Raw genomic sequence first — 21,762 nt, 5'->3', positions numbered from 1 at the left:
CGACCTCAAAGGAGCGCCTGACGCGGTTTCGAATTGGGTCGGGGACGCTCTGCCGTTATTGCCGGATCGCCCGAACACCCGCGTGAATAAAGACAACACCGAGCTGTTTTACATCGGTCGTAACCACTGGGTCACCCGGGCCCCGCTGGCACAGGAAGATACGCTGGAGGCAAAGCTGAAGCCAACGGACTGCCCGGCGGATATTAGTATCGTGCGTATCTCGGACACCATGACATTCTTTCGCATTACAGGAACGGATGCGGATCAGGTGATGGCAATTGCCAGTCCGATGGACCTGCATGACAGCGTGTTCGGGCCAGATGCAGTTACCTATACCGAAGTTTTTGGTCTCAAGGCTTTGGTGATGCGGTGTCGGGATGGTATTGAGTTTGCGGTCGAACAGAGTTTTGCGGATATGATTGACGACTTTCTGACCCGCGCAACGGCCTGAGGAGGCAACTGCCATGGCCCGGACACACATCCACAAGTACCAGACGCGCTATCACGCGAAAGCAACCTATTCCAAGGCAATCCGTGCCCGGGGTGATTTTGTTTTCATGCAGGGGCAGGTTGGTACTTTGCTGGATGGAACACTGATTGGCGAAGGCGATCCCGGTGCCCAGGCGGATCAGGCCTGCCGCAATATCCAGCGCTGGATGGAAGAGGCCGGAGGCAGTTTGGCAGATGTCTGCAAGCTGACAGTTTACGTCACCGACATCTCGTACCGCCCTGCCGTTTACGAGGCCATCAATCGATGGTTCGAGGGCGTGCATCACTGCTCGACCGGTGTGGTGGTACAGGGGTTGGCCGACCCGTCGCTGTTGGTTGAGATCGACGCGATGGCTGTCATCGACGATGATGTGGGCGCTACCGGATAGGGATTTCGGCAAATCCCGATATTACGTTGTGTTGGTATTCAGGTCGTGAGAATGTCCGGTCAAACTTGTCCGGTTTTGTCTGCGAATAGTAATGCGGTCGACGCTAACCTCAATTCTTCCGTTCTTTTTGATCATTGCGCTGGGTCTGGCCCTGCGAAAGGGGGAATTCCCAGCACGGATTTCTGGAACCTGAATGACAAGCTTGTCTACTGGGTTCTGATGCCTTGCCTGCTGTTCAGCAAAATCTCTCTGTCCCCTTTGGATAAGTCGGCGCTGGGATTGTACTCGGTCGCAATTCTGAGCGGGTTCGTCGCGGCGCTGTTGTATGCCGTTTTCACTGCTAAACTGATGGGATATGCGCCGCCGCGGACGACCTCGATCCTGCAGGGCAGTGCACGGCACAATTCTTTCATAGGGCTTGCACTGGCGGCGAATCTGTACGGTCCTGCCGCGCTGGATATCGCTATCCTTGCGACCGCCATTTTTGTGCCCACCACCAATATCGTTATGGTTATCCTGATGGTCGGCGCGCTGAAAAGCGACCGGGCCAACAGCCTGCCCGTGGCCATCCTGCGGGAGCTGGCGCGCAATCCTTACGTGATCTCGATCTTTCTGGCGGTCAGCGCCAATCAGGTGATCGGAGATCAGATACCGGTCGTGCATGATGTGACGGATGTTCTGGGGGCCGGGGCATTGCCGATCACTTTGCTTGCGGTCGGGGCGAACCTGCGGGTCCGGTCATGGCGGCCAGAGCATTGCCTCTGGTTCTTGCCATTGCAGGAAAGATGGTTGTCTTCCTTGTGACCGTGCTGGTGATCGGATTGACCGTTGGTTTGCCAAGGGATGTCCTGCAGATTGCCGTAGTCTATTCGGTCGTTCCGACCGGGGCGTCGTCGTACACATTGGCCAAACAACTGGGCGGTGATGCGCCATTGATGGCGGCAATCGTGACTCTGCAAACGCTGATTGCGGCCATCAGTATTCCGGTGTCGCTCGCATTGCTGTTGCCGCTGATCCCATAGTCGGGCGACTACTGCGCCAAAACACCGTGTGCCCAATGCGCAATATCCAGCAGCCTAGTATCGTCGCCTTTTCGACCGATCAGTTGAAAACCCAGTGGCAACCCGTTCTGATCCGCGCCAAAGGGCAAAGCGATCGAAGGCACCTGCAACAGGTTCCACATCCGCGAATACAGAGGGTTTCCGGTGGCCCCAAGTCCTTCCGGTGCCGGGCTCGGGGCGGATGGCACAAGCAAGGCATCCGTGTCCCGGAACATCTGATCCAGCATTGCTTCTGCCCGATGCCGTACCGCCAATGCTGCGTGATATTCCACATCGCTGACTTCCAAACCGGCGGTGATAAGGTCGTAAAACTGTTGGCTGATCTTCGGCACTCCAACGGCGTGCTCGGCGGCGCGCAGACGGGCGGCCTCGTATCCCATAACGGTGATATGAGCTTGTGTCAGATCTGCGAAGACATGCGGATGAGTAATTTCACCAGTGTCGGCGCCCAAGGCGGCAAGTACGGACAGGGCGCGCGTGCAGGTGTCGCGCATCTCAAGCGAACCATCTTGCCAATAGGGCCCCCGCATCAAACTGATGCGGGGAAGGGCCTCGTCGAAATCTGCCGGGGGCAGCAGATCGGTGCCGCACAGTACAGCATCGCTCAGCGCGAGGTCGCGGGGATCGCGTGCCAGAATGCCCAACGTATCGAGGCTTAGGGACAGACCCATGACACCGGTCAGATCGTAGCGTCCGGTAGTTGGCTTGAAGCCGCAGACCCCGCAATAGGCGGCTGGGCGGATCAGCGAAGCCGCGGTTTGAGATCCAAATCCCAAAGGGGCCATGAAATCAGCCACAGCCGCGGCCGAACCGGATGATGATCCACCTGGTGTATGCGCCGGGTTGGCCGGGTTTGCAGTCTTGCCGGGTCGGAAATAGGCGAATTCGGTGGTTACCGTCTTGCCGATCGGAATGGCACCTGCGTCCAGAAAGGCCTGCACACAGGTCGCGTTCCGATCAGGGCGGCGATCCGAATAAAGGTCGCTACCCCAACCGGTCGGCATGTCATCGGTGTCGATGATGTCCTTGATCACAAATGGCACGCCATGGAGCGGTCCGCCAACGGGGAGTGCGTCGGCAGATCTTGCACGCTCCATGGCGCGCTCGGCATCGAGGGTCTGAAAAGCCCCGATGACGGGTTCACGGTTTTCGATCCGGTCCAGATGATCCGCCATCACTTCGGATGGTTTCACCTCGCCAGCCCGGATCATTGCAGCCAGTGCGTGGGCGGAGTGATGGTTCAGCTGCGTCATGCCTCCAGCGCTTTCAGGGCGTCGGCAAAAGGCGTGACAGGCATGTCATAGATGCCTCCGCCCAGGCGTCCGGCTTCGCCCAGCCGGTCAAGAATGCCCAGGCCGATCACGGGCCCTGAACCCTGTTCTACTGCGCCGCGCGCGGTGCTTCCCAATTGAACATCCAATGCGCGGAAATAGGGATGCGCCCCGACCGACAGGCCGGACATGCGTGCCTGCGCATCTTCGGGCAGATAAGCCCCCAGACCCTTTTTCTGCTCCGGGCTCAGATCGATGGCCATGGCCCCCAACCCGAAGGCTTCGACGACGGCGCTGTCACCGATAGCACCAAGCGCCCGCTCCTGTGGCAGGTCTACCTCAAACGTCCCTTTGGGCGGGCTGGCCGGGATTGTGAACCACTGGCCCGGCAGACCGGAGATCTGAATGCCTGTTTCGCGCCCATTGCCACCTGCCGCGGTGACGAAGCTGGAGCCGTCAATCCCTTCGGCCAGTTTCATCATACATTTGGTTGCCGCCATCCACAGGTTCAGAAACAGCGAAGGTGAGCTATCCATAAAAGCCAGCACATCGTCATCCGTGATCACGCCCGGCGTGCGATCCTTGAGTTCGGCAATCAGCGCCTGCGCGGCTACAGATGTGCGCCCGTGGCAATCATCCCCACCCGTCAGGCCGATCACGGCGAGTGGGACCAGAGCAATCCCTTCAGCGATCCCTTTCTCCAGCACGTCTAGAAACCGGGTATTGAGCCATTGGATATGGTCCAGCACCGCCTTGGACCGCAGTCCAAGCCGCATTGCCGGACGGCTACCCCCATTGATCGGCGCATAAACCTGCTGCCGACCGCGCCACGCGTCATAAACCGTGTGCAGCGGCATATCCGCCGAGACCACGGCGGCCAGCGGCGTCACCACATTATGATCCTGTGCAGGTCTCAGGAGGATTTCACCTGCGTCGATCATCCCCTCGGCCTGATCGAAATCCTTCGCAAGCCCCTGCCAGACAGCAGCGACGCAGGCAGAATTCAGGATCGGTGCAGTAATCTGATCGAAGCTGGCAAAGGCGGGGCCTGCGTGCAGCAGAACGTTCTCGTCCAAACCCAGCGCATCAGACGCGGTATTGAACCGGTTCCAGACCGGTTGGGTCACCATGGCCTTGTCAAAGGCCAGCTGATCTGCGGCGTGCAGCATCACGTATCCTCCGGCGGGATGATCCATGTTTCCGAGAAATACAGGAATGCCGTCGTCGTCTCATATCCGGCCTGCACCCGTGTACCCAGTTTGCCCGGCAAAGCATGGCCATTGACAATGATCTGCGCCGAATGGGCAGGCACCAGCAGCGAGAACATGTTCTGCTCGCCCGAGGCGACCTCATGTGGCGACAGTTCCAACGCGCGGGGTGGTTCGAACCCTTCCCAGACCAGCTCAACGGTCAGGTTCACGCCTACGATGGTCTCGGTGTAGCGATGGCTCATCGGATCGCCTGAGGAACGCACAACCTGCGCGCCAATCTCGGGCAGGGTGGCGAAAGCAGGGGCGTTGGCGAAAGCGGCCAGTTTGCTGATGAAGTTGGTCTTCAGAAAAGCCGTGAGATCAGGATTGTCGCTGAGAATTACGTTCGGAGCCTCAGGTGGTCCTTCCACCTGATCCGGGGTTCCGTAAAGCAAGAGCACCTGACCTTGGCCGACCGGAGACCATGCCACGCGAAAGAACAGCGCCATGGCTGAGAAGTTGTCAATGTCGTCTTTGAGCAGGATGCCCGGGTTTTCGCCTGTCCAGTCGACGATGCCGGGTGTGATAGGTTCGTTCAAAGGCATCACAGATATTCCTGCGGGGTTACCCAGGTTTCCGAGAAGGCGAGGAAGGCCGTCGACATGGTGCGGCCAAAGAACTGGCGGCTAGCGACCTGACCGGGCAGGCGGGTGCCGTTGATGACAACCTGCGCCGCCTTGGCCTCCAAAAATACCGAATACATTTCATGCGCTTTAGTAGCCGAGTTCTCCTTGGTCACCTCTACCGGCATTGGTGGACCCATGTCCTGCCAGATCATCTCGACCGTAACGCCCGAGCCGCGCAGGGTTTCGGAGTATCGGGACTTCAGATCGCGGGGGCGCTTTTCGACGCTGTCGCAGTCCAGCCAGCTCATCGCGCCGAGACCCGCCTTGCCAATGAAGGTCGGCATCTTTGTCACCCATCCATCGACGATCCAGCGCATCATCCGCTGGTTATCGGTCATGACCAGGTTTGGCACACGCGGCCAGCCCTGCGCCTGATCGGGCGCCCCGAGGATCAGTGCTGCGTGTCCACGACCATAAGGTGACAGAACCACCCGAAAGAAAAGCGCCAGCGTGTCATAGTGATCCTGGTCGGGGTCCTGTTTCAGATAGATGCCCGGGTTTTCACCGGACCAGTCCACTCGGCCGGGGTTATGGGGGATGCGCGCTGTCATGACCAGCTCGCTTCATACTCTTTCAGCGCATCAACGATGAACGACTTGCGAGCCTCACCCTGCAGGTGGTCACCGGATTTGTAGATTTCAGCTACCTGATGCGAGATCTCTTTGAGTACTGCCCCGTCGTCCCGCCCCACCTGCAATGGAATGCGCAGCATGGTGTCACCAGCATATGTCGGTATCACCTTGCCGGCGAAATTGTCAGAGGGTTGAGGCGGTCTTTCGCCACTCTTCAGAGCGCGAATGGCGTTGCGCAGCAGGCGACGCGCTTTGGCCACGCCCCGGTCGGTAAAGCTGAGGTTTTCGCGGGCGTGGATATTCTTGGGCCCCTGACTGACCCAGGCGTCATAGTCCCCCGGATCGCGTTGCCGCATCTCATACGGTCGGTCGGGATCCTGGCCGTAGAAATCGGTCATTCCAAAACCCACCTTGCTTTTATCAGTCAGACCCTTTGGATCGTCATTCGCCACAGCATCCCGGAAATGCCGCCAGGCGATGACCATCGTGTTGGTGTCGTCAATTGGAGTAATCCAGCGCGACAGCCCGCAGCGTCCAAAGTAGCGCGGCCCATCCGGCACCGGGAAATGACCGCCGTTCTGGGTGAACGAGGGCAACATATGATCATGGATGCGGACCCAGACGATATCCTCCACACGCCGGACATTCGTGTAGAAATCGCCGGTCTGGCTTTCGTGAAACTCGATCATCGGCATTTCGGCAAAGGCGTCGATGAACTGGCTGCGCACAGCCAGAGTGTGCAGGTAGACCACATGGAACGGATCCCAGGCATTCTCCATCACTTGCAGCCAGTTGCAGGGGGACTTGATGAGATAGGGCACCAACTCGTCACCTTCGTCATCGAAGGTATCCATGACCGGGAAGGGGGGCTGCGCGACGGCCGGACCCATATAGGCAAAGGCCAACCCTTTGTATTCGATCACCGGATACGCCCCCAGGCAAGCCTTTTTCTTGACCTGAGAGGCAGGTGGTTCACACGGGGTTTCCAGAATGGTGCCGTCAAGTCCGTATTTCCAGCCGTGATAGGAACACCTGATGCCGCCTTCCTCTACAATGCCAAACTCAAGGCTCATATTGCGGTGGCAGCAATGCAGATGGGTCAGGCCTAGCTTGCCTTCTTTTTTTTCGCGAAACAGAACCAGATCTTCGCCCAGAATGCGCAGACGATAGGGCAGGTCGCCGATCTGGTCAGTCATCGCCACCGGCATCCAGAACCGGCGCAGATATTCGCCGCATGGCGTGCCGGGGCCGACTTCAGTCATCTCCGGGTCGGGCTCTTGTTGCCAAACGCTCTGCTGGTCGTGACCGCGGAAATTGCCCTCGGGGGTTGAGAAATGATCGTTCATGGCATCCTCCGTGCGTATCGGTGGTCAGGGGAATGGATCGGGGACTGGCGCGGTGCCGGTCCATATCGATTTGACCTGACAGAAATCCTTGATGGCGTTCGGGCCAAGTTCACGCCCATAGCCCGACAGCTTGATCCCGCCGATGGGGCTGGCAGGGTCTACGCTGCGATAGTGGTTGATGTAGACCGTGCCTGCCGCAATAGCCCCGGCGATACGCGCGCCCTTGTCGGCATCGGTCGTCCACACCCCTGCAGCCAGCCCATAGTCGCTGTCATTGGCCAGCGCGATGGCTTCGTCTTCGGTAGTGAATGAGGTTACGGCAAGAACCGGGCCGAACACTTCTTCACGCCAAAGCTGCATGTCGGGGCTTACATTGTCGAACACCGTCGGCCCGATATGGAATCCGTTCCGACCCGCTGCCGTAGCGGTTCCATCCAGCAGGCAGGCTGCGCCATCGGCCTTGGCACGTTCGATCATCGCCGTCACCTTGCGCAGATGCGGCTCGTTGGCCAGTGGTGCGATCTGAGTGTCTGGGTCCATCGGGTCACCCATCCTAAGCGCTCGCGCCCGGTCGACCAGGCGTGATACCAGCTTGTCTTTCAACCCGGCCTCAACAATCAGCCTTGAACCGGCGACGCAGGTTTGACCGTTCGACAGGAAGATGCCGGACAGGATTCCGTTGACCACATTGTCCAGATCGCAGTCGGCAAAGACCACCTGCGGAGACTTTCCACCCAGCTCCAGCACCGCAGGGATTACTCCGGCTGAGGCAGCCTCGGCCACTTTACGACCGCCAAAATCCGAGCCGGTAAAAGTGACCTTGCGCGTCAGGGGGTGACGAACCAACGCCTCGCCCACTTCGTGACCCAGTCCGGTGACCACGTTTAACACCCCGGGCGGCAGTCCTGCTTCGTGCGCCAGCCGTGCGAATTCCAGAGTCGAGGCCGAGGCCATTTCAGAAGGTTTCACAACCACCGTATTGCCCGCCGCCAATGCCGGTGCCAGCTTCCAGGCAAGGATCATCAACGGAGAGTTCCATGGCGTGATGGCGACCACGACGCCATAGGGCAAATGGTACCCAACGCTCTGCACGCCTGGGACGTTGTTGGCTTGCGGTTCGGGTTGTAGTTTGCGCGCCTCTGCCGCGAAATACCTGAACCAGCTGTGCAGCCCGGAAAATTGTCCGCGCACCTCGGCTATGCGCTTTCCGTTGTCGCGGATTTCAGGCGTTACAAGCTCTTCCCAGCAGGTTTCCAAGATGTCTGCCAATCGGTCGAGCGCATCCGACCTCTCTGGCGGCCCCGACTTTGCCCATGGCCCGTTCCGGAAAGCATGATCGGCATCCCGGATAGCCTGATCGGCGGTTTGTGCGTCGCAACGGGCGACCTTGCACCAGACCTGACCAGTGGCGGGGTCGACGCTGGGCAGGGTTTCACCATCCCAATCAACAAAGGCACCGGAAATGAACGGAGAGCAGGTTTTCATTCAACGTCCCTCGGGCACGGGTTGGGCAACCAGCGCCAGCAAATCGCCCCGGCGTACAATGCCGCGATTGCCATGGGCCAGAACATGGCCCGTTGCGGGAAAGGTAAGCTTGACAGCTGCGCGTTCCGGTTCGGTCGGAAAGTGCAGAGTACCCGCCAGATCACCTTTGATTACCTGTTGCCCGGCAGCGCAGCGGCGGTCGAACAGGCCATCCGCAGGCGCATGGATCGAATGCAGCGGATCGGCGACTTCCACACATTGCGCCGGTGCTGGGGCAGGAGAGCCGCCCGGCAGAATGCCCAGATGTTTCAGGCAGCGTATCAGCCCGGCTTCAGCAAGGTCAGTGGCATGAGGATCGACACCCCCTCCGCCACTAAGTTCTGCTGCGATCATCGGAACTCCGGCGCGGGCAGCGGCAGCATTCACCGAGCGGTTGTCGTTATGCACGCCCAGTACCCAGATCAGCGGAAGCCCAAAGGCGCGGGCCAAATCCATGTTGGCTGCGGTCAGGTCTGTGTCATCCCCCCTTGCCGCCAGTGCGCAAGGATCGAAAACGGACGCCTTACCACCTGAGTGCAGGTCTATGGCTGCGTCAACGCGGTGCAGCAGTACGGTTTCGACAAAATGCGCCAGCATGGCCGTCGGGCCACCATCCGCATCGCCCGGAAAAGCGCGGTTCAGGTTCTGACCATCCAATGGCGAAACCCGCGACGAAGCCTGAAAGGCGGGCGCGTTCAGGGCCGGGATCAGGATCACCTGCCCGGAGAGTTCGGCAGGGTTCAGCCGTTCCGCCAGACGCAGGATTGCTGAGGGCCCTTCGAATTCGTCCCCATGTGTGCCGCCCAGAATCAGGACAGACGGCCCCGGTTTGCCCCGCAGGCTGATGATCGGGATGGGATGGTATCCCAGCGGTACGGTATTGTCGGACCATTTCAGCATAAGATCGCCAACCTGCCGACCCGGCGCATCCAGATTAATGGTCAGGTGAAGCCTGCTGGGTTGGGGTGAAAGCGTGTGGGTCATCCGGGTTCTTCTACTGGGCTGCGACTTTCATAACATAATTTTTTTGAAAGTGAATTGTCTAAAATTATATGTTGTGTGATATATGTATGAAATTGCCATTGCCGTCACTGGCGGCGCCGGAGGATTTGGATGGTCATAGCCCGTGCTAAAGCTGGAATAGACAGGATCAAACCTCATATGATGGGTGCGGCGTCCATGGACGTTCCGCCGCCTGCGATCCTTCTGAACTCGAATGAAAGTGTGTTTGGTCCCAGCCCGACGGCCCGCTCCGCCGCCTGTGCGGCCATCAGCAGTGTCGAACGCTATGTTGAAAACCCCGATCACATTCTGGCCCCAGCAATCGCCGAGAAATTTGGGCTGGACGCCGCACGGATCACCACCGGGCAGGGATCGGACGATCTGCTGGCCCGCCTGGCCCGCGCCTATCTGGGGCAGGGCACCGAGTTGATCCGCAGCGCAAACGGCTATCTCAAAGTACCGAACTACGCCTATGCCAATGACGCCGAGGTGGTGTCGGTCGCGGACGATGCCTTCAAACCCTCAGTCGACCGAATGATCGAGGCGGTGACTAAACGTACCCGGATCGTTTACCTTGCCAATCCCGAAAACCCGGCAGGTACATATCTGAACGGATCAGAGCTGCGCCGTCTTCATGCTGCGTTGCCTGAAAATGTGCTTCTGATCATTGATGCCGCCTACGAGGAATATGTCGATGCGGTGGATTATGAGCCTGCGCACAAGCAGGTGGAGGCTGCGGACAATGTTGTCATGTGCCGGACGTTTTCAAAGATTTTCGGACTGGCGGGCGCACGCGTCGGCTGGATGTTCGGGCCTGAGGATGTGGTCGACAGCGTGCGCCGGATCAGTCTGACCTTTCCCGTGGCGTCTTCTTCGGTTGCGGCAGCAGTTGCAGCACTGGAAGACACTGTGCACACCCGTTTTGTGCGAGAGACCAACCTGAATAATCGAAAATGGCTTTCGACCGCACTAACGGAACTGGGCCTGTATGTGGTTCCAAGCCAGACCAACTTTGTGCTGGTTCAGTTTCCAGATCCCAGGAAATCTGCCGAAGCGGTGGATCGGTTCTTGCGGCAGCGCGGCGTTGCCGTCCGCCGGTTCGCCTCGCCCGCCTATCGCGACTATATCCGCATTACCATTGGCCACCGCCATGAATTGCAGGCGGCACGGGACGGGATCGCTGCGTTTCTGGCCGGAGGTGCCTGATGGTCGCGTCCCCTCAACCAGCAGAAGATGCTCCGCAGGTCGCGCATCCATCCGGCGCCGCAATCATAGCCGCAATCAAGGTGGCGGGTGTTCGTGAAATAGTTGCGCTGCCGGATATTGTTACCAGTGATGGACTTCTCTGGCCGATCTCACGCGATCCCGTATTTCGCCTGACCCGTATCTGTAAAGAAGATGAGGGCGTCAGTATTTGCGGGGCGATGTCATACAACGGTACGCGGGCGGTCTTGATGATGCAGCAAACCGGGTTGATGGATTCCCTGAATGCGATCCGGGCCATTGGCGTCGACTATGAACTGCCGGTGGTCATGATGGTTGGACTGCAAGGCAAGGAGCCACATATGCACCCGGATCAGTCAGCCTCTTACGGGGTGCGGATCGTCCGGCCGGTGCTGGACGCTATGGAGCTGTCACATTCCCTGATCGAGGAACCGGGAGATGAAGACCATATCCCGCAGGCGATCGAAGCGGCCTATGCGGCCTCAAGACCTCATATTTTCCTGATTGGCCGCGCACCGGAGGCGCCATGACAATGCACCGCGATGCCGCGTTGAAAGCCCTGATCCCTCATGTCCGCGAGGAGGACATCGTGGTCGCCGTGTATCAAAACTGTTTCGACTGGCTTGCCCTAAACCCGCGCGATCTGAACTATGTGGCTGTCGGCGCAATGGGACAGGCATCCTCTCATGGTTTGGGTCTGGCACTGGCCAATCCTGATCGGCGTGTGATCGTGCTGGATGGCGACGGCAGCCTGCTGATGAATCTGGGAACTTTGGTGACGATTGCCAATGCGGGAGTGACAAACCTTTACCATTTCCTTTCGGCCAACCGCGTCTATGAGGTGAACGGCTCGCACCCTTTGCCCGGCGCGGACAGAGTGGAATTTACTGCTATGGCATGGGCCGCCGGTTATGCCGGAGTGCAGCGATTTACCACGCTGGATCAGTTTTCTGCGGCGCTGCCGCAGGTGCTGTCATCCAACGGTCCACAGTTTGTTTCTATGGAACTAACGGCAGGTGCCCCCTATCCGCGGGACTACACGTATATTCACAGCGCACAGGCGCGTGCCAGTTTCCGCGAGGCGCTTAATCGCCGTTGATCTGAGATTGCACGATCTTTAGAAAGGATTGCCCGACGGCAGACAGGGGCTTGTTTTTGGACCAGAACAGAACTGCCCGAAAGGTCAGAGGTGCCGCAAAGGGCAGTGCGACACAGTCAGGAATTGTTCTGAGGTAATCCAGGCTGGCCCCGACAACCGAGACGCCCAACCCACGCGCAACAAGACGGCATACTGCGTCGGTAGTGCGCGTCTCATACTGCATCTGCCGTTGAATGCCTTTTGCCTCGAAAAACTGATCCATCTCGAACCGGAACCGCGAGGAAGGCATGTATGAGATAAAATTCTCACCAGCCAGATCCTGCGCCTGTACAAGGGTTTTCCCGGCCAGAGGGTGACCAGTTGGAACGACGCAGCACACATCGCTGTTCCGGATAACCAGACTATCAAAGGACGGGTTGGCGGGTTCGGTCGTCGTGACCCCGAAATCGTAATTCTGCGAGACCATCCATTCGACCGCATCGTCGCTGGGCGCGATTTCCATCCGGGCCATGGCCTGCGGCCAGGTGGCGGCGAATTCCTGAATCAGATCGGGGGCCAGTTGGGACGACACCCCCGGGGTGATCACAAGGCTAAGCCGCGCGTGGCCGAATTTCCCGATGGCAGTCGCAGATTCCTTGATGTGTTCCATGCCGCTGACGGCCTGCCGCACCTCTTCCACCAGCAGACGGGCCTCATCCGTGGGCACCAGCACCCGGCCCGAGCGTTGAAACAACCGAAATCCAACTTCGGCCTCAAAGTCCGAAATCAGGCGACTGACCGCGGGCTGTGAGATACCCAGCATCGCCGCCGCCTCGGTCACGGTTCCGGTCGAAACCACGGTTCGAAAAGCGTCAACCTGTTTGAAAGTGATCTTCATGCGGGGACTAGGCCTGATTGAGATTTACGGTCGGATTATTCATAGTTTCACATAATATAGGAATATGAAATGGTTCCGGTGGGTTATACGGCCCGATGCCGCCGGAATGTGATGCCTGCTTACTGCGGACGTGTTGAAACGGTGATGAATTCAATCGCATTTGACAGGATTTGATGAAAGCCATGAGGCAGCTTGGCGTCAAAGCTCAGCGTATCTCCGGCGGCCATCGTAAAATCCTCGGTCCCGCATCGATAGACCGCCGTGCCCCTGATCATATAGAGAAAGACGTACCCTTCATGCTGATAGCTTGGCAGGCTTTCTGACTGGTCACGTGAGATGGTGATATGGGCAGACTGAAACGTGCCACCGGGCCCGCCATGTTTGCCCAGCAACATGTAATCATGTGCGTGGCCCTGCGTGATGCGCCGCGATGGCAACCCGTCGCCCGCTTTGACATGATGCACATCAGCTGCCACTTCGGAATGTGCAAACAGCGCCATCAGCGCGACGTCCAGAGCATCCGCCAATGATTGCAACGTGCCAAGTGAAGGGGATACATGCCCGTTTTCGATCCGGCTGATCATCGCGGTTGAAATCTGCGCCCGGGTGGCCAGATCCGCCAGCGTCAGATTACGCTCCTGCCGCAACCTTTGCAGAGTCTGTCCGACTTCTTTTTCAGTATCCGTTTTATTTACCATCAAGCGATCGCCATTCATCCTTGTCTGGATGTTGATAGCGGTTGGCAGGAATGGCCGCAAACTTTTCCCGACCCGGTTCTGCGGGGAATTGTGGGTCAGTTGTAAGGTCGTTCTGGCTTAGGTTTTAATCGTACCATCCTCAACCCAGGCGTCGAACTGTGCAAGAACAGCGTCGCAGAATGCAGCGTTGTTGATGTGTGCGTCCAGTACGGTCATCGAAAGAATCTGTTGGTAAGCTGCTTAGGAATCTCCGTGTATGACCGCAAACCCTACCGGAAAGGGTACTCATTTTCTATCGCTGTTCGCATGTCCTGATCCCGATTTTCAGATCGGGTGAAAAAACGGGCGAACTCATCATGCGGCTCGATCGGCGTTCTGAATCATCCTGAGTCATCGCGCACTACGCGAAAGCCTACATCGAACGATCTGAGGTTGGGATCAAATGCAGATCGGTTGGCGGATCTGGCGTAGGTCATTGAGTAGTGAGAGGTTCCTCCTCTCGCAACACGGCGGCAACCCTGTTCTCCTGTTCGAGGCTTTGGGTAGTCACTGAATTCGGCATAGGCAGATTCGTCATAGCAATCCTGCACCCATTCGGAAACATTGCCGTGGATGTCGTGCAGTCCGAACGCGTTTGGCGCATATTCCCCAACCGGGACGGTCTTGGCCACGGTTGTATTGGCGATCCGGTCAGCGGTTGTTCTGATATCCCAGTTTGCGTCAGTTGCCAGTAATTCTGTGCCTGTATGATAGGGGGTGGTTGTGCCAGCGCGGGCGAAATACTCCCATTCGGCTTCGGTCGGCAGCCGGTAGAGATGTCCGGAAACCCCCGTCAGCCAGCTTAGGTATTGCGCAGTGTCATACCAGCTCACTAGATGACGGGCCTTGCGCCTCGACCCCAGTCGACATCCGCCGGGTCAAGCGTGCAGGTGCCTGCATCCTGGCAGAATTGCCAGTCATCAAAGGTGATCTCGAACTGGCTGACCGAGAGTCCATCCGGAACTGTGACAAGATGTACCGGCCCTTCGTCCACGCCGCGACCGGCTTCGCCGTCTGGAGATCCCATATGGTATTCTCCGCCAGGCAGAGGCACCATGCCCGGGCATTGGACGCAATCCTTGAAAACGCGCGCATCATCATGGTTCTGTTGCAAAGATTTGAGCCCGCTGAGTTGTTTCAGCAATCGCTTATGAGTCAGGTGGCGAGCTCAGCGAACTGCTGAAATGGACAGAGTCTGGGTGTGAATTGGTCCTTGTGGATCATATGCGACGCTTCGATTCCGTCGAGCGTTGCCGCCGCTGAAGCGAAGGCCTTGAACCCCATCATTGGCCGCGTGCGTCTCTTGATGAAACGGTGGTCCTGTTCCACGATATTGTTATCCGCCATTCGTGCTCCCAACGCCCCAATCCCGGTGGTTCAATAATAAACCACATTGAAGTCTTCGGAACCTCCGATTGAAGCGTCGCGATCATTCATGCCGGATAATAACCTGATCGAACAGGATCATCGGCTTATTAAGCGTCGCGTACGACACATGTGCAGGTTCAAATCATTCAGATCCGCATCGGCGACTTTGGACGGTATCGAGGTCGCCAACATGATCCGGAAGCGGCATTCTCAGGCGATACGACTTCCGGCTTTCAGCTATTCGCCAAGATAGCAGGATAAGTATATCCAGTAAGTCGCTTACTCTGGCCGTCCCAAAAATTTGCGACACATCCCACACGGTTCGGGGTCGAAAGCCACTTTCGGTTCAGCTCTGCCCTGCCGGAAGACCACTTGCGAGAGGGGCTTGCAAAGCTCAACGTTCTGACCGGTGATATTCTAAACCACGCGTGACGGGTAACGGATTGCAGGATTGTTAAAACGTCGCCACTGATTCGCGCCGTTTTGGTTTGTCGGAGACCGGGATGCGGTTGCCATTCGGGCACGAGGGATCGTTCGGAACCCGCGTGGCTTCACGAAAATGTCACGAAAACCGGGCCGATCCTCAGAAAATTGCCAGCGACAGGTCGTTGGGGATATTTCTGCTTATGGTTGCTTGAAATTTCATCAAGGCTTTATCCCAGAGCCAAAAGATGTCACGGTTTGCGGCAGCGAAAGACAACTTTCGCAACTTCTTTACCGACAGAAACCAAGAAAGCTGCGACGCAGTGTTCCTTGCGAATTGGCAAAATCAAAATCGAAATGAACGAAGTCTCAGCGGGCGTCGGTCTAATCCGGCTGCTGCGTGCGACCCCGATCAAGTGGGGCCGCGCAGCGACGAACTTATGGGAGAGAAATCATGAACAGATACATTCGGAACTCAGTGGCGGGGCTTTTGTCGTCGACCATGATCACAGGTGCCGCGTTTGCCGCTGGCACGCATCCTGAAACCGGCGAAGCGCTGGCGGACGATCAGACCTTTACCTACCGCATTCTGGACGAGCACAGCTCGGTCGATCCGCAGGTTGTCGAAGACGTTTCCGGTGCTGAAATTGTACGTGACCTGTTTGAAGGGCTGATGAACCAGGATGAGGATGGCAATCTGGTTCCGGGCGTTGCAACAGGTTACACCGTCGATGACAGCAAGAAGGTTTACACCTTCACACTGCGCGACAATGCGAAATGGTCGAATGGCGACCCGGTAACCGCCGGAGATTTCGTTTTTGCTTGGAAACGCGCAGTTGATCCGGCACTGTCCTCTCCTTACGCGTGGTTCATGGAGCTGATGTCGATCGAAAACGCTTCGGCAATCATCGCAGGCGAAAAGCCGATTGATGATCTGGGCGTCAAAGCCATCGATGACACAACCCTGGAAGTCACGTTGAGCGCGCCGCTGCCGTATTTCCCGCAGATGACGACGCATTCGACAACCTTCCCGGCACCTCAGAAGGTGATCGCGGAATTTGGTGATGAATGGACCAAACCGGGAAACATCGTGTCGAATGGCGCGTATGTTCTGACCGAGCACTTGCCGCAGGAACGTTCGGTCCGTGAGCGCAACGAGATGTACTGGGACAATGACAACACCATCATCGACAAGGTTGTGGCACTGGTCATCAATGATGAAAACGTAGCCCTGACCCGCTATCTGGCCGGTGAACTGGACCGGACCGAAGTTCCTGCCGGTCAATTCCCGCGTCTGCAAGAAGAGCATCCGGGCGAGGCAATCAGCTTCCCGCGCCTGTGCAACTATTACTACACGTTTAACGTGTCTGACAGCGGCCCTGAAGAATTCAAGGATCCCAAAGTTCGTCAGGCTCTGTCGCTAGCCGTTGACCGGGACATCATCACCAAGAACATCAAGGCCGGTGGCGAGCCGCCCGCGTATACATTCGTGCCAGAAGCAACCGCAGGCTTTACGGTTCCGGTCGTTGAAATGGCGTCAATGAGCCAGGCCGAGCGCGATGAGCTGGCCAAGGAACTGTTGGCCGAGGCCGGCTTTGGTGCGGATAACCCTTTGACCTTCTCGATGGTTTACAACACTTCGGAAGCCCACAAGAAAGTTGCTGTCGCGCTGAGTCAGATGTGGAAGCAAAAACTGGGCGCCAATGTTGAACTGGCCAACATGGAATGGAAAGTCTTCCTGGAAGAGCGGGGCAACCAGAACTTTGATCTGGCCCGCGGCGCGTGGTGTGGCGACTATAACGAAGCCTCAACCTTTCTTGACCTGTTGCAGTCGGATTCGGGCTACAACGACGGCAAGTATAACAATGCCCGTGTGGACGAGTTGTTGGCCGAAGCCAAAACTTCGGACGATCCGGCACCGCTGTACACCGAGGTCGAGCGTATTATCGCTCAGGAAACCCCCGTTATCCCGATCTATCACTATGCTGGTGTCTACATGATGGACAGCGATGTCGGAAACTGGCCGGTCAAAAACGTAGAGCAAAACTGGTATTCCAAGAACCTCTACAAAATCGCCGAGTAATCATCTTCTGACCATGACCTGCCCCGAAGTTTTCTTCGGGGCAGCGCCATCTATTGGGGGCATTGAATGCTTGCCTATGTCATTCGGCGGGTCCTGACCGCCATACCGACGATCCTGCTGCTGATCGTCGCCTGTTTCTTTTTGATGCACTATGCGCCCGGTGGGCCCTTTACCTCGGAACGGACGTTGCCGCCGCAGGTTTTGGCCAATATCGAGGCGCGGTATGGTCTGGACCAGCCGTTGTGGAAGCAACTCTGGGACTATCTGTACAATATCGTTGTGCATTTCGATTTTGGACCGTCCTTCAAGTTCAAGGACCGCGATGTGAACGACATCATCGCGCAGGGCTTTCCGATCTCGCTGACCTATGGGTCGCTGTCCTTTCTGGTCGCTACTGTGGTTGGCATCGGGCTGGGGATTGCCGCCGCGATCCGGCACAACAGCTGGATCGACTACTTTGCGGTTGGGCTGGGGATTGCAGCGCAGGCGCTGCCCAACTTCATCATGGGTCCGATCCTGATCCTGACCTTCACCCTGTGGCTGGGATGGTTGCCCGGCGGTGGGTGGAATGGTGGTCAATGGCCCTATCTGATCATGCCGGTTATCGCCCTTGCGACATCTTACATGGGATCGATTGCACGGATCACCCGGTCTTCAATGCTGGAGGTTCTGAATTCGAACTTTATCAGAACCGCCCGTGCCAAGGGCCTGCCGACAAGAACCGTGATCTGGCGCCATGCGATGAAGCCGACCTTGCTGCCGGTCGTATCTTATCTGGGGCCGGTGTTTGTTTATGTGCTGACCGGATCCGTCTTTGTTGACATCTACTTCTCGACCGGTGGTCTGGGGCAGGCTTATGTCGGCTCGGCCTTGTCACGCGACTATGCTGTGCTGCTTGGGGTTACGATCCTCTATGGCGTTCTGACCGTTCTGGTAAACCTGCTGACCGATCTGGCCTATGCCTGGTTCGATCCGAAGATCCGCTACTGAGGGGCTGGATATGCTAGGAAAATCACAAAAAGCCGCGCATCTGGCCGAAGAAATCACCGATTATACAGCCGTTCAGGGGCGTTCGCTCTGGCAGGACGCGCGCATGCGCTTTGTAAGAAACAAAGCGGCAATGGCCAGTGTGTTCATTTTGCTGCTTATCGTGTTGTTCACAATCCTTGGCCCGTATTTTGCGGTCTGGAGCAATGAAGAGATCGACTGGAATGTCATGGGCGATGTCCGGGGCATGGGAATGCCGTCGATGGAAACGGGTCACTATTTCGGTGTCGATGATCTGGGGCGCGATCTGTACAGCCGCGTCATTCAGGCTACCACGACGTCCCTGCTTGTGGGGTTGATCGGGGCGGCGACCGCTCTGATCGTTGGTACGTGTTATGGCATTACTGCCGGTTACTTTGGGGGTCGGACGGATGGCGCCATGATGCGTTTTGTCGACATCCTTCTGGCTATCCCGACAACTCTGATCATCATCCTTCTGCTGGTTGTTGCCGGGCGATCCTTCTTCACGCTTTTCATCGCACTGGGCGCGGTTGGATGGCTGACCATGTCACGTATCGTTCGCGGGCAGACGCTTGCCCTGAAGAACCGCGAATTCATCGAGGCTGCTCGCGCCGCGGGCGTCAGTGAATTCACGATCATGTATCGCCATATATTGCCTAATCTGCTGGGTGTCGTGATCGTCTATGCGTCGCTTCTGGTGCCCGAAATGATCCTGACCGAAAGCTTCATCTCATTCCTGGGTCTGGGAATTTCCGAACCTTACACGTCGCTGGGAAGACTGATCGCAGAAGGGGCGGGAACCATGGGCTATGGAACGCTGTGGCAATTGATGTTCCCGCTGACATTCTATGTCGCCATTATCATCACGATGTTCTTCATCGGCGATGGTCTGCGTGACGCTTTGGACCCGAAGGACCGCTGATATGAGTCTGTTTTCCGTAAAGAACCTGAGCGTCCGGTTTGACACCCCCGATGGTGTCGTCGAGGCGGTCAAGGATATCAGTTTTGATATCAATCCGGGCGAATGCCTTGGTATCGTTGGTGAAAGTGGATCCGGCAAAAGCCAGACTTTCATGGCCGCTATGGGTTTGTTGCCCTCTGCCGGACACGCCAGCGGGTCAGCCAAGCTGAACGGTCAGGAGATATTGAACCTGCCAGTGAACAAGCTGAACCAGATCCGCGGCGATGATGTTGGCATGATCTTTCAGGATCCTCTGACCGCTTTGACACCACATCTGAAGATTGGGCAGCAGATGCGCGAAGTGCTGCAGGTCCACGAGGGCCTGAAGGGGTCCGCGGCGCGCGCGCGCTGTCTGGAGTGGTTGGACAGGGTGCGAATTCCCGAAGCGGGCCGTCGTCTGGACCAGTTCCCGCACGAATTATCCGGCGGAATGCGGCAGCGTGTGATGATTGCGATGTCGATGCTGTGCAGCCCCAAACTGCTTATTGCGGACGAGCCGACGACAGCGCTGGATGTTACTGTTCAGGCAGACATCCTTGACCTGATGGTTCACCTGCAAAAAGATGAGGGCACCGCAATTGCACTGATCACGCATGACATGGGCGTCGTTGCGCGCATGTGCGACCGGGTTCAGGTCATGCGGATGGGTGAATTCGTCGAAGCCGGTGAAACACGCGCGCTGTTCCGAAATCCGCAACATGAATACACGCGGGCCCTGCTGGAGGCGATGCCCCGGATTGATTCCGGCGACGCACCGCGCGCTTTGGAAAAGGCCGAAGAACCCCTTCTCAAGGTCGATGATGTCAAGGTTCATTTCCCTATTCATGTCTCTGGCGGGTTGTTCGGGCGCAAGGTTCCGCTGAAAGCTGTCGACGGTGTCAGCTTTGATATTCGCAAGGGCGAAACTCTGGGTGTCGTGGGCGAATCCGGTTGCGGAAAATCGACACTGGCGCGCGCGGTCTTGCAACTGATCGAACCCAGCGCGGGCGGCGTCAGCTGGTTGGGCCATCCGATCGTCGGCTTGAAGCGATCCGAGCTGAACAAATACCGCAAGGACCTGCAGATCGTGTTCCAAGACCCGTTGGCCAGTCTTGATCCACGCATGACCATTTCTGCGTCGATTGCTGAGCCGCTGAAAACCTACCGCCCCGATCTGACGGACCGGGAACGCAAACAGATGGTCGCCGAGATGATGGAGCGGGTTGGTCTACAGGCCAACATGATCAACCGTTACCCGCACGAGCTGTCCGGAGGGCAGAACCAGCGCGTCGGCATTGCACGGGCGATGATCAACAAGCCCAGGCTGATTATCTGTGACGAAGCGGTTTCAGCGCTCGACGTTTCCATTCAGGCACAGATTGTCGAGCTGCTAAAGGAACTTCAGCAGGAATTTGGCCTGTCGATGATATTCATCAGCCATGACTTGTCGGTTGTGCGTGCGGTATCGAACCGGATCATGGTTCTGTATCTTGGTCGGATTGTGGAAATGGGTGATGGAGAGGTGATCTGCTCGGAGCCGATCCATCCTTATACTCAATCACTGATCTCGGCCGTGCCGATACCGGACCCGGATGTAGAGCGGACGCGGCAGCGCCTTAAACTGCCGGGTGAGCTGCCATCGCCGCTGGATCCCAAAGCCGCGTTGCGGTTTTTGCCCAGCCGACTGGTCAACGGTCACAGTGATTATGTTCCAAAGCTGCAAGAAGTCGCACCAGACCATTTTGTAGCGGAACACGACACGCTGGATTCCATCATGGCCAATGGCTGATCGAAAGGTCTGTTGCAGGTTTTCGATGCTTGGTGCGTGCACCGAAAACCTGCGCAGGGACTGTTCGAAGAAACCGCAGCGTGTGGTGGGGCTTAACGTTCGGGAATGAAAGACAATCCTGACACAAGCTGTCGCAGGCCAAGAGCTGCTCCGGCAAAGATCGCCGCAAAGGTTATGGGCGCGCTATAGGCCAGCAGAGAAAAAGCGGAGATGCCTTGCCCGACACTGCATCCAACCGCAATTATTGCCCCGGGCCCCATTATCGCCGCCCCCAACATCTGCCGCTTAAGCTCACGTGGATCTTCGCAGGCTTCCCATCGGAAATGACCTTTTGACCATGACCCCAGGAAAGTACCAATCAGAACCCCTGAAACCGAACCGACCGCAAACGAGAGCGTGTTGCCTGAGGCGGTCATGAGATAGAACACGGTATCACCCAAAGGCGCGGCAAACGTGTGTGTCTGCAAGGTCTCACCGTCAAACCCGTGTGTGGCTACCCAATTGGTGCCAAGCCAGCCTGAAACGACTGCCAATCCGACCGCCGCACCCCAAAAAACCTGCGCAGGTGATTTACGAAAACGATCATTTGTCAGGGCAAACACTACTATGGCAGAGCCGACAAGCGTTCCTGTAACCCATGCAGGTATCGACGTCAGCCGTTCGGCAAGGAAGCTGACGCTTTGT

Annotated in this window: 23 protein-coding genes and 2 pseudogenes; 12 read left to right on the top strand and 13 right to left on the bottom strand. The window is 57.4% G+C overall.

Annotation, left to right across the window (positions count from 1 at the left end; all coding sequences use genetic code 11):
- From AC2FNC_RS16135 to AC2FNC_RS16120, 4 genes are all read left to right on the top strand, one after another.
- Positions 1-451, top strand: a 451-nt coding sequence (locus AC2FNC_RS16135) for a sarcosine oxidase subunit gamma family protein (protein WP_496715904.1), incomplete at its 5' end; no start/stop codon positions are given.
- A 13-nt stretch (positions 452-464) separates the two neighbouring features.
- Positions 465-878, top strand: a complete 414-nt coding sequence (locus AC2FNC_RS16130) for a RidA family protein (RefSeq protein ID WP_480555228.1) — start codon at positions 465-467, stop codon at positions 876-878.
- A gap of 51 nt (positions 879-929) precedes the next feature.
- On the top strand, positions 930-1,682 hold the full coding sequence (locus tag AC2FNC_RS16125) for an AEC family transporter (RefSeq protein ID WP_496715903.1): 753 nt from the start codon (positions 930-932) through the stop codon (positions 1,680-1,682).
- Positions 1,664-1,900 carry an AEC family transporter gene (locus tag AC2FNC_RS16120; protein WP_480555225.1) on the top strand — a complete coding sequence of 79 codons (237 nt, stop codon included), beginning with the start codon at positions 1,664-1,666 and terminating at the stop codon, positions 1,898-1,900. The genes AC2FNC_RS16125 and AC2FNC_RS16120 overlap by 19 nt, the downstream gene beginning before the upstream one ends.
- Before the next feature lie 8 nt (positions 1,901-1,908).
- Here the strand turns inward: AC2FNC_RS16120 and AC2FNC_RS16115 are convergent, their stop codons facing one another.
- The 7 genes from AC2FNC_RS16115 to AC2FNC_RS16085 are packed head-to-tail and all read right to left on the bottom strand — an operon-like array spanning position 1,909 to position 9,512.
- Positions 1,909-3,192, bottom strand: coding sequence for an amidase (locus tag AC2FNC_RS16115; protein WP_496715902.1), 1,284 nt, complete (start codon positions 3,190-3,192; stop codon positions 1,909-1,911).
- Positions 3,189-4,379: a YlbE family protein gene (locus tag AC2FNC_RS16110; RefSeq protein ID WP_496715901.1), complete on the bottom strand. Its 1,191-nt coding sequence runs from the start codon at positions 4,377-4,379 to the stop codon at positions 3,189-3,191. Before AC2FNC_RS16110 ends, AC2FNC_RS16115 begins: the two co-directional genes overlap by 4 nt.
- On the bottom strand, positions 4,379-5,005 hold the full coding sequence (locus tag AC2FNC_RS16105; protein ID WP_496715899.1) for a hypothetical protein: 627 nt from the start codon (positions 5,003-5,005) through the stop codon (positions 4,379-4,381). Before AC2FNC_RS16105 ends, AC2FNC_RS16110 begins: the two co-directional genes overlap by 1 nt.
- Positions 5,005-5,637 carry a hypothetical protein gene (locus AC2FNC_RS16100; RefSeq protein WP_496715897.1) on the bottom strand — a complete coding sequence of 211 codons (633 nt, stop codon included), beginning with the start codon at positions 5,635-5,637 and terminating at the stop codon, positions 5,005-5,007. The genes AC2FNC_RS16105 and AC2FNC_RS16100 overlap by 1 nt, the downstream gene beginning before the upstream one ends.
- Positions 5,634-7,004, bottom strand: coding sequence for a Rieske 2Fe-2S domain-containing protein (locus AC2FNC_RS16095; RefSeq protein WP_480520646.1), 1,371 nt, complete (start codon positions 7,002-7,004; stop codon positions 5,634-5,636). The genes AC2FNC_RS16100 and AC2FNC_RS16095 overlap by 4 nt, the downstream gene beginning before the upstream one ends.
- 24 nt (positions 7,005-7,028) lie before the next feature.
- Positions 7,029-8,489 (bottom strand): aldehyde dehydrogenase, encoded by a 1,461-nt coding sequence (locus tag AC2FNC_RS16090; RefSeq protein WP_496715896.1) that lies wholly within the window; start codon positions 8,487-8,489, stop codon positions 7,029-7,031.
- A complete protein-coding gene (locus AC2FNC_RS16085) occupies positions 8,490-9,512 on the bottom strand; it encodes a succinylglutamate desuccinylase/aspartoacylase family protein (RefSeq protein WP_496715895.1) in 1,023 nt (340 codons plus the stop codon).
- Between the two features lie 129 nt (positions 9,513-9,641).
- Here AC2FNC_RS16085 and AC2FNC_RS16080 point away from each other — a divergent pair, with 129 nt between their 5' ends.
- Genes AC2FNC_RS16080 through AC2FNC_RS16070 form a run of 3 tightly spaced genes read left to right on the top strand, consistent with a single transcriptional unit; the run spans position 9,642 to position 11,853 of the window.
- The gene (locus tag AC2FNC_RS16080) at positions 9,642-10,736 is read left to right on the top strand and encodes a pyridoxal phosphate-dependent aminotransferase (RefSeq protein ID WP_496715894.1); all 1,095 of its coding nucleotides are present in this window, start codon (positions 9,642-9,644) and stop codon (positions 10,734-10,736) included.
- Positions 10,736-11,284 carry a decarboxylase gene (locus AC2FNC_RS16075; protein WP_480477985.1) on the top strand — a complete coding sequence of 183 codons (549 nt, stop codon included), beginning with the start codon at positions 10,736-10,738 and terminating at the stop codon, positions 11,282-11,284. Before AC2FNC_RS16080 ends, AC2FNC_RS16075 begins: the two co-directional genes overlap by 1 nt.
- Entirely contained in the window at positions 11,281-11,853 is a 573-nt protein-coding gene (locus AC2FNC_RS16070; RefSeq protein WP_496715892.1) for a thiamine pyrophosphate-dependent enzyme, read from the top strand. Before AC2FNC_RS16075 ends, AC2FNC_RS16070 begins: the two co-directional genes overlap by 4 nt.
- Here AC2FNC_RS16070 and AC2FNC_RS16065 read toward each other — a convergent pair.
- From AC2FNC_RS16065 to AC2FNC_RS16045, 5 genes and pseudogenes are all read right to left on the bottom strand, one after another.
- Positions 11,840-12,730: a LysR substrate-binding domain-containing protein gene (locus AC2FNC_RS16065; protein WP_480520636.1), complete on the bottom strand. Its 891-nt coding sequence runs from the start codon at positions 12,728-12,730 to the stop codon at positions 11,840-11,842. The genes AC2FNC_RS16070 and AC2FNC_RS16065 overlap by 14 nt on opposite strands.
- Before the next feature lie 119 nt (positions 12,731-12,849).
- Positions 12,850-13,428: a helix-turn-helix domain-containing protein gene (locus tag AC2FNC_RS16060; RefSeq protein WP_496715891.1), complete on the bottom strand. Its 579-nt coding sequence runs from the start codon at positions 13,426-13,428 to the stop codon at positions 12,850-12,852.
- A gap of 380 nt (positions 13,429-13,808) precedes the next feature.
- On the bottom strand, positions 13,809-14,300 hold the full coding sequence (locus tag AC2FNC_RS16055) for a formylglycine-generating enzyme family protein (protein ID WP_496715890.1): 492 nt from the start codon (positions 14,298-14,300) through the stop codon (positions 13,809-13,811).
- Positions 14,300-14,581: a formylglycine-generating enzyme family protein gene (locus tag AC2FNC_RS16050; protein WP_496715888.1), complete on the bottom strand. Its 282-nt coding sequence runs from the start codon at positions 14,579-14,581 to the stop codon at positions 14,300-14,302. The genes AC2FNC_RS16055 and AC2FNC_RS16050 overlap by 1 nt, the downstream gene beginning before the upstream one ends.
- 41 nt (positions 14,582-14,622) lie before the next feature.
- Positions 14,623-14,805: pseudogene (locus AC2FNC_RS16045) on the bottom strand (DDE-type integrase/transposase/recombinase); the annotation flags it as partial.
- A 106-nt stretch (positions 14,806-14,911) separates the two neighbouring features.
- Between AC2FNC_RS16045 and AC2FNC_RS16040 the strand changes: the two are divergent.
- The 5 genes and pseudogenes from AC2FNC_RS16040 to AC2FNC_RS16020 all read left to right on the top strand — a co-directional run.
- Positions 14,912-15,096: pseudogene (locus tag AC2FNC_RS16040) on the top strand (DDE-type integrase/transposase/recombinase); the annotation flags it as partial.
- A gap of 616 nt (positions 15,097-15,712) precedes the next feature.
- On the top strand, positions 15,713-17,341 hold the full coding sequence (locus AC2FNC_RS16035) for a peptide ABC transporter substrate-binding protein (RefSeq protein WP_480478071.1): 1,629 nt from the start codon (positions 15,713-15,715) through the stop codon (positions 17,339-17,341).
- A 66-nt stretch (positions 17,342-17,407) separates the two neighbouring features.
- Positions 17,408-18,331, top strand: coding sequence for an oligopeptide ABC transporter permease OppB (gene oppB / locus AC2FNC_RS16030; protein ID WP_209507493.1), 924 nt, complete (start codon positions 17,408-17,410; stop codon positions 18,329-18,331).
- 10 nt (positions 18,332-18,341) lie between these two features.
- Entirely contained in the window at positions 18,342-19,271 is a 930-nt protein-coding gene (locus tag AC2FNC_RS16025; protein ID WP_480478073.1) for an ABC transporter permease subunit, read from the top strand.
- Between the two features lies 1 nt (position 19,272).
- Positions 19,273-21,078 (top strand): ABC transporter ATP-binding protein, encoded by a 1,806-nt coding sequence (locus AC2FNC_RS16020; protein ID WP_480520627.1) that lies wholly within the window; start codon positions 19,273-19,275, stop codon positions 21,076-21,078.
- Positions 21,079-21,170: 92 nt separating this feature from the next.
- On the opposite strand, the gene AC2FNC_RS16015 is transcribed toward AC2FNC_RS16020, so the two are convergent.
- Positions 21,171-21,762: YeeE/YedE thiosulfate transporter family protein (locus AC2FNC_RS16015; RefSeq protein WP_496715885.1), on the bottom strand; the 592-nt coding region annotated here is incomplete at its 5' end.

It is taken from the genome of Ruegeria sp. BHSA123, from assembly GCF_059613425.1.
Note: the sequence above shows the minus strand (reverse complement) of the source record. Positions and strands in the feature narration are given on the sequence as shown.

Bases quoted from the DNA above. Each gene is read 5' to 3' on its own strand.
- AC2FNC_RS16080 (WP_496715894.1), top strand. From the start codon at position 9,642: ATGGTCATAGCCCGTGCTAAAGCTGGAATAGACAGGATCAAACCTCAT.
- AC2FNC_RS16120 (WP_480555225.1), top strand. From the start codon at position 1,664: ATGGTTGTCTTCCTTGTGACCGTGCTGGTGATCGGATTGACCGTTGGT.
- AC2FNC_RS16020 (WP_480520627.1), top strand. From the start codon at position 19,273: ATGAGTCTGTTTTCCGTAAAGAACCTGAGCGTCCGGTTTGACACCCCC.
- AC2FNC_RS16085 (WP_496715895.1), bottom strand. From the start codon at position 9,512: ATGACCCACACGCTTTCACCCCAACCCAGCAGGCTTCACCTGACCATT.
- AC2FNC_RS16070 (WP_496715892.1), top strand. From the start codon at position 11,281: ATGACAATGCACCGCGATGCCGCGTTGAAAGCCCTGATCCCTCATGTC.
- AC2FNC_RS16095 (WP_480520646.1), bottom strand. From the start codon at position 7,004: ATGAACGATCATTTCTCAACCCCCGAGGGCAATTTCCGCGGTCACGAC.
- AC2FNC_RS16065 (WP_480520636.1), bottom strand. From the start codon at position 12,730: ATGAAGATCACTTTCAAACAGGTTGACGCTTTTCGAACCGTGGTTTCG.
- AC2FNC_RS16105 (WP_496715899.1), bottom strand. From the start codon at position 5,005: ATGCCTTTGAACGAACCTATCACACCCGGCATCGTCGACTGGACAGGC.
- AC2FNC_RS16110 (WP_496715901.1), bottom strand. From the start codon at position 4,379: ATGCTGCACGCCGCAGATCAGCTGGCCTTTGACAAGGCCATGGTGACC.
- AC2FNC_RS16075 (WP_480477985.1), top strand. From the start codon at position 10,736: ATGGTCGCGTCCCCTCAACCAGCAGAAGATGCTCCGCAGGTCGCGCAT.
- AC2FNC_RS16115 (WP_496715902.1), bottom strand. From the start codon at position 3,192: ATGACGCAGCTGAACCATCACTCCGCCCACGCACTGGCTGCAATGATC.
- AC2FNC_RS16025 (WP_480478073.1), top strand. From the start codon at position 18,342: ATGCTAGGAAAATCACAAAAAGCCGCGCATCTGGCCGAAGAAATCACC.
- AC2FNC_RS16060 (WP_496715891.1), bottom strand. From the start codon at position 13,428: ATGGTAAATAAAACGGATACTGAAAAAGAAGTCGGACAGACTCTGCAA.
- AC2FNC_RS16035 (WP_480478071.1), top strand. From the start codon at position 15,713: ATGAACAGATACATTCGGAACTCAGTGGCGGGGCTTTTGTCGTCGACC.
- AC2FNC_RS16100 (WP_496715897.1), bottom strand. From the start codon at position 5,637: ATGACAGCGCGCATCCCCCATAACCCCGGCCGAGTGGACTGGTCCGGT.
- AC2FNC_RS16130 (WP_480555228.1), top strand. From the start codon at position 465: ATGGCCCGGACACACATCCACAAGTACCAGACGCGCTATCACGCGAAA.
- oppB (WP_209507493.1), top strand. From the start codon at position 17,408: ATGCTTGCCTATGTCATTCGGCGGGTCCTGACCGCCATACCGACGATC.
- AC2FNC_RS16090 (WP_496715896.1), bottom strand. From the start codon at position 8,489: ATGAAAACCTGCTCTCCGTTCATTTCCGGTGCCTTTGTTGATTGGGAT.
- AC2FNC_RS16125 (WP_496715903.1), top strand. From the start codon at position 930: ATGTCCGGTCAAACTTGTCCGGTTTTGTCTGCGAATAGTAATGCGGTC.